Below are 12,457 nucleotides of genomic sequence, written 5' to 3' on the forward strand. Positions count from 1 at the left end.
AATGACCCTCTCGAAATAGAGCACCCGGTCGACGAACTGCACCTGCCTGCGCTGGAACGGGTTCACGTCAGTGAGCAAGTCCCGCGCAGCTAGGTCAGCGGCAGCCGGGTCGAAATCGGCTGAGTCAGCGGCAGCCGGGCCGAACGGGACAGGGCCGAACGGGCCGGCGGCGCACGAGTCGGCGGTGAACGGGTCAGCGGTGCACGGATCGTCGCGGAGCTGGTGAGCGATGTACTCGGCGAAAAGAAACTCCTCGCGGAGGTTCTCGTCGAACAGGTGCTCTGGCGGGACGGCGGCGAACACCTCGGCGAGGTCGAGGTCGGCCGGGATGGTCGGACCGTCGGCGAGCTGCACGTCCTGCCGGAACTTCAGCGCGAGTGAAGCGGCGGCTTGTGCCGCCGCTTCGGCTTCGGCTTCGTCTTCGGCCTGCCACTCGGACAGGCACTGCAGCCGGAACGCGTCGAAGAATGCGCGCTCTTCAGCCGAGAACGACCACTCGGCGAACTCTCCCTCACTAACGCGGTCGAAGTCGAAATCGACGAAGCCCGGTCGGGGGGTGTCGCCGTTCTGGCTCATACCCTGATTCTATCAAAACCATGGCTTGAAGTCGAGGGAATCTCAGCGATTTTCAGATTTCTGTGCGAAGTTACATTCGGACTATTTTTCGTGTTTCGAGACCGGTTTGCGCCAAAAAAAGGGATCAACACGCAGAATTCGCCACCAGTACTGGTCCGCCTGGAGCCTGTCCTCCTATTGGGCAGCTACCCGCGACCGACCCAGCGATCCATTGACCGGTAGACACCGAAAACGCGACCGGCCACAGCGTCCCAGGCAGCCAACGGCAGCACGCCGCGAAGCACCTTCGAGAGGTTCACCGTCCACGGCAACAGCAGTTGCGGCTTGCCGGCGAGCATCGCTCGCCAGACCCGATCAACCACGTATTCCGGCGTCATCAACGGGGTGAGCAGCGGCCCGCGGGCCCCCGTGAACATGCCGGTGTCGATGTAGCTCGGGCACACCGTTGTCACCTTGACGTAGCCGTGCCCCTGCTGCACCAGTTCGAGCCGCAGCGAATCGCTCCAGCCGATCATTGCCGCTTTCGAGGCCGCATAGACGCTCATCCGCGGGGTGCTGAGGGTGCCGGCGGCCGACGCGATGTTTACGATGCGTGACTCGCGGTATCCGCTCGCAATCATCGCCGGCAGAAACTCGCGGGCGATATACATGGGCGCGAGCGCGTTGATCTGCATGGTCGGGCGGGTGTCTGCACCGTTGTCGTGTTCCCAGAAGTACTTGCCACGCACGATGCCGGCGTTGTTGATGACGACGTCGGGGTCGCCGATCTCCGTACGCACCCGCTGCGCGGTCTGCGCGATGGCGCCGAGGTCGGCGATATCGACGACGTACGGGGCGACCTGCGTGCGTCCGTGGGAACGTTCAGTCAGGATGGCGGTGGCCGCGGCGAGCGCGGCACCGTCGCGGTCCCAAAGGATGACGGTTTTCGCCCCCTCGGCGACGCAGCGTTCGGCATACAAGCGGCCCATTCCCATGGCGGCTCCGGTAATCAGCACGCGGGCTCCGGCGACGGTTCGACTCATACCCCCATCATGCCGCCTGCGCGCTCTCGTGCGGGACTACGGTCCGGCTGGCAGGAGAATCGTTCATGGCTGGCACCAGTCGATCTCCGATAACCTCGCTGTAGGCCGACTGACGGCTCAAAGTGGGGGATGCAGTGAAACTGAAGCTGACCGTTGGCGGACTGCCGGAGGGCGACATCGACGTGCTCGTCACCGCCGATGTGATGGCGACGATCGGCGAAGTCGCCCGCAACCTGGTGCTCGGCCAGCCCGGAACCTCCCCCCACGACGACGCAGCGCGCCGCAATAGCGCGCCCCTCACCCTGCGCGTGCGGTATCCCAACAACCCGGTGCTGCACGTGCTCGACCCGCTGGCTACGGTCAGCGATGCCGGCCTGAGCTCGGGCTGCTCGGTGGAAACAATCCAGCCCAGCCAGGCAGATCCGAGCGATGTCTTTCTGTATCAGCGCGCCGCCACTGCGTCGATCCTGCGCGGTCCGCAGGCCGGCCAGCAGTTTGCCCTCGTGGCCGGCAGCAACGTGGTAGGTCGTGGCCGCGGCTGCCGAATCCAGTTGATCGACGAGACCGTCTCGCGCACTCACGCCACGATCGACATCGGAGCGACCATCACCGTCACCGACCTCAATTCGGGCAACGGTGTGTATATCGACGACCGCCGGGCCGTGTCGGGCCCGGTGACCGCGGCCAACGTCATCTCGGTGGGCGACACCGTTCTCTCCATCGCCCGGGAGTCGAGCTCCGCGGGTGTGTCGCCGTTGGTCCGGCCGGAAGCCGTGGTCGAGTTTGCACGATCACCGCGCGTTGACGTACATTTTGTGGCCCAGAAGCTGGCCGCGCCGGTACCTCCTCAGCGCCTGGAACCGCAGAAATTTCCCATTCTCGCCGTCATCGCACCGCTCGTCATGGGATGCGTACTGTTCGCGGTCACCCGGTCACCGCTCGGCATCGTTTTCATCGCGCTGTCCCCCCTGATCATGATCGGTACCTGGGTCGACACTAAGGTCACCAACCGCCGCAAGAAGAAGGATCAGACGGAGCAGTTTGACGCGGCCATCGTGACGCTGAAAGCCAAACTCGCCACCCAGCGTGAGCGGGAAGTCTCCATTCGCAACGCGGAATCGCCCAGTACGGTGCAGATCCAGGAGGCGATGGTGGCGCGGAACGCCGTGCTGTGGACGCGTCGCCCCGAACACCAGACATTTTTGGAAGTGCGGCTCGGTCTCGGCGCCCAATCGAGTCGGATCACGGTGGACGTGCCCAGCCGCAACGATTCGGACGAAAGCTTTTGGACCGAGCTCGACGAAATCAAGGACGCCAACCTGACGGTGCCGTGGGTGCCGGTGCTGGAGACCTTCGACCGGGCCGGAAGCATCGGAGTCTCCGGCAGTGAACTCTGGTCTGAAGGCGTGCTGCGGTCGATCATTGTGCAGTTGTGTGGCCTGCACTCGCCGGCCGACCTGGTTCTGGCCTGCTTCGCCAACCCGGACAACCAGTACGAATGGCAGTGGCTCAAGTGGATGCCGCACATCGGCTCGGTCTATAGCCCCCTCACGACGAGCCATCTCGCGGCTGAACCGGCCGCGAGCGGCCACCTGCTCGCCCAGCTTGAAGAACTCGTGGCTGAACGCCGGGCGGCCCGCCAGGGCGGGGCGGACATCCGCTCTCATCTGCGCGAAGACGCAGATATCGATGAACTGCACGGGCAGGCGGTGCAGGCGTTGCCGGTCACCCCGGCCGTCATGGTTATCGTCACGAGTGACAGCCAGGTAGACCGCGGCCGGCTTGTCGCATTGGCCGAGGACGGCCCCGACGTGGGCGTGCACCTGCTCTGGCACGCGGCCGTGGTCGCCGATCTTCCGGCCGCGTGCCGCACCTACGTCGAGGTTCAGCCCGACGGCACCGGGGTGGTCGGATTCGTGCGCACCGGTACGCGAGTCGATGTCAGCCCGCTCGAGGCGATTTCAGGCCAGGATGCCGCGGTTGCGGCCCGACTGATCTCGTCGGTCACCGACAGCGGCGCCAGGGTGCTCGATGAGAGTGACTTGCCCACGTCTGTGCCGTACCAGGAGCTGCGCACCGAAAACGTCATCTCATCGCCCGAGGCCGTCGCCGCGCTGTGGGAACGCAGCGACAGCCTTACAGCTCGGTGGCGCGAGCACCCGCCAACCGAAGCCGGCACGCTCAGCGGCATCGTAGGCCAGGGCGCCACCGGCGTACTGCGGCTGGACCTTCGCGAGCACGGGCCGCACGCCCTCGTTGGCGGCACGACCGGGTCGGGCAAGAGCGAGTTTCTGCAGACCTGGATCATGAGCATGGCGAGCGAACACAGCCCGGATCGCGTGACCTTTCTACTCATCGATTACAAGGGCGGCGCCGCGTTCGCGGAATGCACCCAGCTGCCACACACCGTGGGCCTCGTAACAGATCTGAATACGCACCTCGTGCGCCGAGCTCTTACCTCGCTGCGGGCAGAATTACATTACCGGGAGACCCTGCTCAACGAGAAGGGTGCCAAGGATCTCATCAGCCTGGAGAAACGCGGCGATGCGGATGCCCCGCCATCGCTGATCATCGTCATCGACGAGTTCGCCGCATTGGTCGGGGAGGTACCCGAGTTCGTCGACGGGATCGTCGACGTCGCCCAGCGGGGGCGCTCCCTCGGTCTTCACCTGATCATGGCCACCCAGCGGCCGGCCGGTGTCATCAAGGACAACCTCCGTGCCAATACCAATCTGAGGATCGCCCTGCGCGTCGCCGACGAGTCGGACAGCCAGGATGTGATCGGCGGCAAGGACGCGGCAGGGTTCGATCCTTCGACACCGGGCCGTGGCGCGGCAAAGCTCGGCCCGGGCAAGCTGATTCATTTTCAGACCGCCTACCTCGGTGGTCGCAGCAAGGGTACGGCCAAGCTGCCCGACATCGATATTGCCGACTTTCCGTTCGAGGTCGGTCAGATCTGGTCGATCGACCTCGCTGCCCCGCCCGCTCGCCGGGAAGCACCACGCGACATTGAAAACATGTTGAATTCCATCCGCACGGCCGGGGCAACGCTCGGTCTGGCGACGCCGCGCAAACCCTGGCTCTCGCCGCTGGAGCCGGTGCTGGATCTCGCGCAGATCGCATCCGCTGACGGGCCGTCGATCGTACTCGGAATGCAGGATGAGCCGAGCCAACAGCGGCAAAGTTCTTTTCTGTTCGACCCGGACAGCCAGGGAAACCTGGCCGTTCTCGGCACGAGCGGCTCCGGTAAGAGCACCACGCTGCGAACGCTGCTGCTGTCGGCGTCACGCGAAGCCGAGCGGTATCCCGTGCACATCTTCGCGATCGACTGTGCCGGAGGCGCCCTGGGGATGCTCGCCGCCCTCCCCACCGTGGGCGGAATCATCGCCGGCGAGGACAGCGAACGGGTCGAACGCCTGATGCGGCAACTCGTTGCCACCGCGACCGAACGGGCGGCCCGCTATTCCGCGCTGCCTGCTTCCACCCTGTCCGATTACCGAAAGGTGAGCGGCGACAGCGCGGAACCGCGCATTTTCGTCGTCATCGACGGCATGGCCAACTTTCGCAGCAGCTACGAGTTTCGAAACGGCGACACGACGTTCGCCGCGCTCGCCCAGCTGATGAGTGTGGGACGGCAGGTGGGCATCCACCTTATTCTGAGCGCGGATCGCTCCGGCGTGATTCCCACTGCGCTCAACGCCAACATTCAGCAGAACATCGTGCTGCGCCTGGCTTCGTCGAGCGACTACGGCATTCTCGGCGTTCCGGCCGACATTCTTGAAGACGCGCCGGCCGGCCGCGCTGTCATCGACGGCAATGAGGTGCAGATTGCGGTGCTCGGCGGTTCGTCAAGCCTCGGCGAGCAGTCGGCGGCAGCGCAGCGACTCGGCGATCGACTACGCGACGCCGACGTCGTCGCGGCACCTCCGATCGATCGCCTGGCGGAGCGCATCCTGCTGTCGGCCCTCAGCCGGGCGCGCGCAAACCGGGCGGTGATCGGGGTAGCGGATGCCGACCTGCGGCCGATCGGCATCGCCCCGGAAGGTCTCATCGTGGTGACCGGCCCGTTTCGGAGCGGCAAGACCACCACGATCAAAACCCTCGTGCGGAGTTTTGTCGGCGCACTGCCGGGCGTCAACACGGTGCTGATCAGCCCGCGATCGAATGGCGAGCTCGCCGAATTCATTCCCTGGGGCACACGCGCCCTCGGGGTCACCGAAGCCGAGACGCTGGCTCGCGACCTCGGTACCGTCCTGCGGAAAGGCACCGGAACCTGGCCGACCGGCGGCGAGCCCGGCTTAATCGTCGTCGAAACCGCGGGCGATTTCGAGGGATCGACCGCTGAGCCCCTCGTCGCATCACTCATCAAGGCGGCGCGAAAAGCCAACGTGCTGATCGTGGTCGAGACGGATCTGGCGACCGGGCCCTCTGCCTGGCAGATTCACTCGGAGCTCAAGACCGCCCGGGTCGGCATTGTGCTCCAGCCCGATGAGGGCGACGGCATCGCCCTCTTTCGCGTGGCCTTTCCGCGCGGCAACCGGGCAGATTTTCCCGAAGGGCGCGGCTACCTCGTCGAGGCCGGCCGGGCCACGAAGCTCCAGGTGGCCTTGCCCGAGTAGTGGCGGGGTCAGTCGGCCACAATCACACCATCGGCACATTCAGGCACGGACCTATCGCACACGTTCGCCCTCCAGGGCCAGGGTCGTGACCACCGAAAGAATGTCAGCGAGCAGGGCACTGCGGTGTCGGCGACTGACCTGCACCTGCCCCGCATCAATGAGTGTTTGCGCCGTCACCTCCCCCGGCGAATTCGCGAGCACCCGCATCGACACCCATTCACCCGTCGTCCCCTGAAACCACTCCGCCGAATACAACGGCGTGCCCGGCTTTCTGAACACGCGCAGCCGCAAGCCCGACTCCATCGTGGCAGCGAGCGACCGCAGCACGGGAACAGCGTCCGCCGCACCGAACTGCGCCGCCAGCTGCTCGACGACCAGGTGATCGCCCGCCCGAATCGCCGCAATCAGCGTGCGCGATTCCACCAGTCCGATCAGCACCGTGACGGTACGCACTCCCACCGGCTCGAGCGGCGTCTCGGCCAGCAGGCCATCCAGGTGGTCGACCAGCAGAGCCAGGGAGCCCAGACTGATCGTGACCCGACCGTCGACACACTCGTGAGCGAATGTCTGCGGGCTGTCCGTCGCCCGAGCCACGGTGACCGTAACCGCGCTCATCAACTGGTCGGAGATCGACACCAATGTCTGCGAACTCTCCGTCGGAGTCCACGACTGTACCCACATCGCGTGCACCGCCATCGACGGCAGACCCAACGCAAGGAGAAGGAGCGGATGCGGGTCTCCCGCCCCGCCAGGCATGCTGCGGAGAAGTTGTCGGCCAGCCAACGCTTCCAGCGCCGCGCTCCGACGAATGTCGACGTCTGGCCCACTCTCTTCGAGGGTGCCCACACCGAGCGACACCGGCAGCATCAGGTCTGGCACAGCCTCCTGCACCACCCGAAACTCGTCGACGGTCAGCTCCGCCTGAAAGTCTGGTCGTTTGTTCATCGGCTAAGTATTTCCATCAATCGGCGACAATCACGCCATCGGCAAGTTCAGGCACGTCACCCGGCCACGAACCGAGGCTGTCACCAATATCAGAGCCAGCAAATCTGAGAACACCGCCCGGCGGCATGAGCGACCGGACCCACTTCGTGTCATATCCGCGGGCGTCGCTCGCGGCCGCCCAATCCCAATCGACAGCGTTGCCGGCTGAGTCCAGAAAACCGACCCAGAGACCGCTCGTCGGCTCGTGCTCGCTAATCGACCATGCAGCATTCAACACCCAGTCCAGCGCGGCGTCCGCATCATCGATGCGATAGCCTGAGTCAAGGGTTACCTCAACGACCGTGGTCCAGTTGCGCGCGAAACCAGACAGTGTCGAACGCTGCTCAACGTGCGCCGACACGACGCCCGGCAGTTGCTCGATGCGCTCCGCCGCAGCGTCCACCGACTGCCCCCCGCGCAATCCGACGCACCCGCTCAACGACACCGCGCACAAGGCTACCGCGCACAGAAGCGCAGTCCAGCGAAGCCCTCGTCGGGTTCGAGCGAGTCTCATGGCGATTCCTTGATTGCGAAATAGTCGGAAATGATCCTGTCCTCGCGCACTCCGAGGAACTGGTCAATTTTGTCATCGTTCTGTCGTGTGCCGGCCGTCGAATCGGCCAAGTGCGCGTATCGAAAGATGTCGTGCGAGGCGATACCGCCTCCACCGCCGTTGTCTGCAGTAATGGTTTCCCATGACTCAGGGTTTGACTGGCCATCGAGAGCGGATACCGGGTCGGACTCGTAGGCGATAACACCTATATTGTCGGGGATATCGAAATTACCGATCGGCGAACCTGCCGTCACGACCTGCACGATGTTGTAGGTGCCACTATTACTCTCGGCAAAAGAGGCGGCGGTTATGCCGCCTTGGCTGAATCCGGCCACCATGACCGGAGCGCTGAAAACCTCTGCCCTCGACAAGCCGACCGAGTTGTGCACTGCGTAGCTATTCATCGCCGATTCAAGGGCCCGGCCTGCCATTCGTTCGAGCGCACTGGAATTCTGCATTACCATCAGGATGCCGATGGCGTCGTTCGGGTTCCGGCTGTCCCAGGGGGACCATTTCTGGGTGCTCGGGATGACAAGGGTAAATGTTGGCGGTGTGCCAGGCTGCGTCATCACCCGGATCACCGCCTCGTCCGTGCCGCCGAGCAGATCGATTTGTCCCATTGACAGGAGCAGACCCGTCATATCCGAGGGCTGGATATCGTTGAGAAGCGCGACGCCCTCAGCATCGTACGCGATCCGGTCCTTCAGGTCGGCCTCCCCGATCCGCTCGACGAATTCCTTCTCACGATCGGGTTTGTCTTGAATTGACGACTCCGTCTGCAGCGTGGCGCCGTCATCCCACCCGAAGATACTCGCCGACTCGATCAGCCCACCGAGAATGGCGTCATAGCCGGGACCAAGCGCACCGAGCAGCCCCTCAAATGTGCCGATCGAATTCGACCAGATATCTTCGCTGGAGAAATTATCGCCTATGGTTTCGGCAAATTTTTCGCGGTCGGTCAGGAAGAGCCACGGGTCAGCGGTCAGCTCGCCAACCGTCTCGGACCAGGCCGACTGCACTTCCTCGGTCAGCCCGGCAGCCCCAGCCACCACAATGCCCGCAATAACAAGCTTGGCCGTCTCGACGATGAGGGTGACCGCGGCCACGGTCTGCACCCCGGCCACCAGAACGGCGGTATCGGCGACCACCTTCGTGACGACACCGTCGATGACGGCCCGGCCGGTGGCCACCGTGAAATCCACGGTGTTCGTCACTCCGGCAACCGTTGCGTCGAGCACGAACCCGATCGCTGCGGCGCGGGCCTGGAGCGCGGCATCCGCCAGCGCATAGGTGCTCACGACGGTCACCGCGATGAGCCCCAGACCGGTGGACCGTGCCACCAGCAGGGTCAGCGCTGCCATGCTCGTGAGCACCGCACCCTCCGCGGCGGCACCAGTGACCGGGCTGAGAATCAGCGACTGGAGCAGGTCACCGCTGGACGCCATTGGCAGTATCCGCAGGGCATCGGCCTGAGTCGTCGCGATGTGTTGCGCCAGGGTCGACGTCACAAGCTCGATATCGGCAAAGGTCGCGACGATCGACCCACCCGCGGCAGCCCCGCGGGTCAGCGCGGTCACTGCCACAGCCGTGGTGCGATCGTTCGAGCGGGTGAAGGCATCGCTGATGCCCGACCGGCCACGCACCGCACTCCCGAGCTGATCCGCCAGGCCTTCGGTCACCGCCTCGTTCAGCCGACTGTCGCCCGGGCCGGGCCCCGGACTGTCAGCCACGTTCACCCTCCACGGTCAGAAGCATCATGGGCGCAGCACCGTCTTCAACAGGTGCTCGACGTCGAGCCAGTCTTTCGATCCGTTCACCGGCGGGCTGGGAATGGTGCGCATCACCGATTGCGCGTGGGTCACCACGCTCTCAGCAATGTCGATATTCGCCAGCTTGTAGACCGACACCTGCACGGTTTTCGTGACGACGTCGACGGCAGAATTCACGACGGTCATGAACGATGTCACAGCACCCTCGGCTACGTCCTGAATCACCTTGATCGCGTTCGAGGCTATCGACCGCGCCTCGTCGAGGCGCTCGGCCGCCCAGGCCTGCGCCTGAACGATGAGCGCCTTCACATCGTCCACGCTGCGTGCGTGCGCGCCCAGAGCATCCGCTGCTGCGTCGAGGCTGGCGGCAGTGCGGTCGATGTCGTCGGCCGTCAGCGTGATTTGCGTGCGGAAGGCTTGGGCGGCAGGCGAATTCCAGTTCATGCTCTCGGCCTGCGCCTTGAGCTGCACCGCACGCGTGCGCATATCTCCGGCGCGGTCGCGCAGATACGACGCGTCGTTTTTCACGGTCGACATGTCCCCGTACATGGTTTGCCTCCCGTTGGGCACACCCTAGCAGTCCGGGGTAACACCCACCTTGTTCGGGAGGTGTCAGAGGAACATCAGCACAATGCCGGCCACACCGGCGAGAACGCCAATGCCGAGTAGCACCAGGCCGATCAGGCGCAGTCCCTTGCCGTCGAGGTCGGGGTCGTGCGTGCGGCACTTCTCGGGCCGGCGATTGCGAAACCAGACGCGCACGTCATCGCCCGGCACCAGATTCTGCGTCTCGTGGGTGTCGGCTGGGCACTCGTGCACATCGCCGTCGTTATCAAACCAGCGGATGACCGTGGCGGGCCCCGACGCGGCCGCGTCCGACGCGGCGATCACGGCGGTCGTGCGAGTCCAGCGGCCGCTAATGCCGCGTACGGACAGGCCGACGATATAAAGGACCGCTCCAATAATGAGGCCGACGAGTGTGAGAATCTCGCTTATGATGCCGGCGAAGTCGAGCGCGTGCACTGCCACCGCCGTCCGTTGTCTGTCGTCTGCTCGCGGCGCATACCCCGATGGCTAAATCGTATCGTTTAGCTCCGCACCGACGGGCCTCTAGGCTGAAACCATGCGATTTGGACTCTTTGTACCTCAGGGCTGGCGACACGATCTGGTCGGAATCGAACCGGCTGCGCAGTGGGCGACGATGAGTGGCCTGGCCGCTCACGCTGATGCCGGTGCGTGGGAATCGATCTGGGTCTACGACCACTTTCACACCGTTCCGGTGCCGAGCGAGCAGGCCACCCACGAGGCCTGGTCTCTCATCTCCGCGTTCGCCGCGACGACGAAACGGGTGCGCCTCGGGCAGATGTGCACCTGTATGAGCTACCGCAACCCCGGCTACCTTGCCAAGGTCGCCACGACCGCCGACATCATCTCGGGTGGACGCGTCGAGATGGGCATCGGCGCCGGTTGGTACGAGCACGAGTGGCGCGCCTATGGCTACGGCTTTCCCCGCCCGGGCGAGCGCCTCGCCCGCCTCGACGAGGGCGTGCAGATCATGAAACAGGCCTGGACCACGGGTACAGCCACCCTCGACGGCGTGCACTATCAAGTGGATGGCGCCATCTTTCAGCCGCTCCCGCTGCAAACGGGTGGGATTCCCATCTGGATCGCCGGCGGCGGTGAAAAAGTCACCCTGCGCATCGCCGCGCAGTACGCCGACTACACCAACTTCGATGGCTCACCCGAGGGCTTCTCGCACAAGAGCTCGCTGTTGGCCGAGCACTGCTCGGCGCAGGGCACCGACTTTGGCCGCATCGTGCGCTCGGCGAACTACAACACCGTGATCGGCGCGACCGAGGCCGAGGTTGCCGAGAGGCTCGACGCGATCGAGGCCCGGGTGGCGCCGTATCTCGGGGCTGAAGGAGCCACCGAGTTTATGGCCGAGTACCGCAGCGGTGAGGCACAGGGCGTTGGCACCCCGGAACAGATCGTTGAACGCCTGACCGCGATGAAGAAGCGTGGCCTCGGTTACGCGATCCACTACTTTCCCGAGGCCGCCTACGACCGGTCGGGAATTGAATTGTTCGAGCGCGAGGTCATGCCAGCCTTGGCCTAGGTCAAGGTCAAGGTCAAGGGTGCGCCGGCCAGTCCGAGAGACCAGCGCCATCCACCGTGTCGTGGTGATCTCGAATCGTGGCGGCAGTCTGCATGACGTGAGCCATCATGCACACCGCTGCCCGGTCGCCGTCGTGCTCGCGCAGCGCCTCATAGATCTGGCGGTGTTGGTCCCACGAGCCGGCGGCCCGCGTCACGACAACCCGGTAGAAATACCATCGAATTCGTCGTTGCAGCACCCCAAGCATCCGCGCAATCACCGAGTTGTCGGCAGCCTCCACGACAATATTGTGAAAACGGTCGTTGAGCTCCAGGAGGTGTTTGGCGTCCTTGGCCGCGATGGCCGCGTCACCATGTCCCAGCAGTTCCTGGAGTCGGGCTAAATCGACGTCTGAAATATTCTCGGCGGCCAACCGAGCGCAGTCGCTTTCAAGAAGGGAGCGGGCGTGGAAAACCTCCTGCACTTCCTTGTCACTGGGAGCGTGCACGAAGGCGCCTTTTTTTCCTGCCCGATGTTCGACGAATCCGTCGTGCACGAGTCGCTGAATGGCCTCACGCACCGGGTTCCGGCTCACCCCCAGTTGCTTGGCGACTTCGTCTTCGCGCAGGTGGGAACCCGGTGCGATGACACCGTCGACAATGGATTCTTCCAACACCTCGTAAACCCGTTCGCCGAGGGTTTGCGCGGCTTTGAGCAAGCCCAGCGTGCTCAAATCATCCCCTTTCGACTCTAAGACGTCCCACACTTCAGCTACTCCTCTTCGGCCATTCCTACATCGCGGATCGTCATCTGCCGCCGTCTGGCGAGCATAAGCATTG

Annotated in this window: 10 protein-coding genes; 2 read left to right on the top strand and 8 right to left on the bottom strand. The window is 64.4% G+C overall.

Annotation, left to right across the window (positions count from 1 at the left end; all coding sequences use genetic code 11):
• Both E3T39_RS12540 and E3T39_RS12545 read right to left on the bottom strand, forming a co-directional pair.
• Positions 1 to 576, bottom strand: a 576-nt coding sequence (locus E3T39_RS12540) for a hypothetical protein (RefSeq protein ID WP_134515845.1), incomplete at its 3' end; no start/stop codon positions are given.
• Positions 577 to 761: 185 nt separating this feature from the next.
• The gene (locus E3T39_RS12545; RefSeq protein WP_134515847.1) at positions 762 to 1,598 is read right to left on the bottom strand and encodes an SDR family NAD(P)-dependent oxidoreductase; all 837 of its coding nucleotides are present in this window, start codon (positions 1,596 to 1,598) and stop codon (positions 762 to 764) included.
• Between the two features lie 134 nt (positions 1,599 to 1,732).
• Between E3T39_RS12545 and E3T39_RS12550 the strand changes: the two genes are divergently transcribed.
• The gene (locus E3T39_RS12550; protein WP_134515849.1) at positions 1,733 to 6,217 is read left to right on the top strand and encodes an FtsK/SpoIIIE domain-containing protein; all 4,485 of its coding nucleotides are present in this window, start codon (positions 1,733 to 1,735) and stop codon (positions 6,215 to 6,217) included.
• Positions 6,218 to 6,268: 51 nt separating this feature from the next.
• Here the strand turns inward: E3T39_RS12550 and E3T39_RS12555 are convergent, their stop codons facing one another.
• The 5 genes from E3T39_RS12555 to E3T39_RS12575 all read right to left on the bottom strand — a co-directional run bounded on the left by E3T39_RS12555 (position 6,269) and on the right by E3T39_RS12575 (position 10,552).
• Entirely contained in the window at positions 6,269 to 7,162 is an 894-nt protein-coding gene (locus E3T39_RS12555) for a hypothetical protein (protein ID WP_134515851.1), read from the bottom strand.
• A 16-nt stretch (positions 7,163 to 7,178) separates the two neighbouring features.
• Entirely contained in the window at positions 7,179 to 7,715 is a 537-nt protein-coding gene (locus tag E3T39_RS12560) for a hypothetical protein (RefSeq protein ID WP_134515853.1), read from the bottom strand.
• A complete protein-coding gene (locus E3T39_RS12565) occupies positions 7,712 to 9,484 on the bottom strand; it encodes a hypothetical protein (protein ID WP_134515855.1) in 1,773 nt (590 codons plus the stop codon). Before E3T39_RS12565 ends, E3T39_RS12560 begins: the two co-directional genes overlap by 4 nt.
• A gap of 24 nt (positions 9,485 to 9,508) precedes the next feature.
• On the bottom strand, positions 9,509 to 10,060 hold the full coding sequence (locus tag E3T39_RS12570) for a hypothetical protein (RefSeq protein ID WP_134515857.1): 552 nt from the start codon (positions 10,058 to 10,060) through the stop codon (positions 9,509 to 9,511).
• Positions 10,061 to 10,135: 75 nt separating this feature from the next.
• A complete protein-coding gene (locus tag E3T39_RS12575) occupies positions 10,136 to 10,552 on the bottom strand; it encodes a DUF3592 domain-containing protein (RefSeq protein ID WP_241979696.1) in 417 nt (138 codons plus the stop codon).
• A gap of 94 nt (positions 10,553 to 10,646) precedes the next feature.
• Between E3T39_RS12575 and E3T39_RS12580 the strand changes: the two genes are divergently transcribed.
• On the top strand, positions 10,647 to 11,639 hold the full coding sequence (locus E3T39_RS12580; RefSeq protein WP_134515859.1) for an LLM class F420-dependent oxidoreductase: 993 nt from the start codon (positions 10,647 to 10,649) through the stop codon (positions 11,637 to 11,639).
• 13 nt (positions 11,640 to 11,652) lie between these two features.
• Here the strand turns inward: E3T39_RS12580 and E3T39_RS12585 are convergent, their stop codons facing one another.
• Positions 11,653 to 12,351, bottom strand: a complete 699-nt coding sequence (locus E3T39_RS12585) for a GntR family transcriptional regulator (protein ID WP_166784127.1) — start codon at positions 12,349 to 12,351, stop codon at positions 11,653 to 11,655.
• Positions 12,352 to 12,457: the final 106 nt, after the last annotated feature.

The organism is Cryobacterium suzukii (assembly GCF_004403185.1).
Classification (GTDB): Bacteria; Actinomycetota; Actinomycetes; order Actinomycetales; family Microbacteriaceae; genus Cryobacterium; species Cryobacterium suzukii.

Coding starts and splice junctions, on each gene's coding strand:
- E3T39_RS12545 (WP_134515847.1), bottom strand. CDS start 1,598: ATGAGTCGAACCGTCGCCGGAGCCCGCGTGCTGATTACCGGAGCCGCC.
- E3T39_RS12555 (WP_134515851.1), bottom strand. CDS start 7,162: ATGAACAAACGACCAGACTTTCAGGCGGAGCTGACCGTCGACGAGTTT.
- E3T39_RS12570 (WP_134515857.1), bottom strand. CDS start 10,060: ATGTCGACCGTGAAAAACGACGCGTCGTATCTGCGCGACCGCGCCGGA.
- E3T39_RS12560 (WP_134515853.1), bottom strand. CDS start 7,715: ATGAGACTCGCTCGAACCCGACGAGGGCTTCGCTGGACTGCGCTTCTG.
- E3T39_RS12580 (WP_134515859.1), top strand. CDS start 10,647: ATGCGATTTGGACTCTTTGTACCTCAGGGCTGGCGACACGATCTGGTC.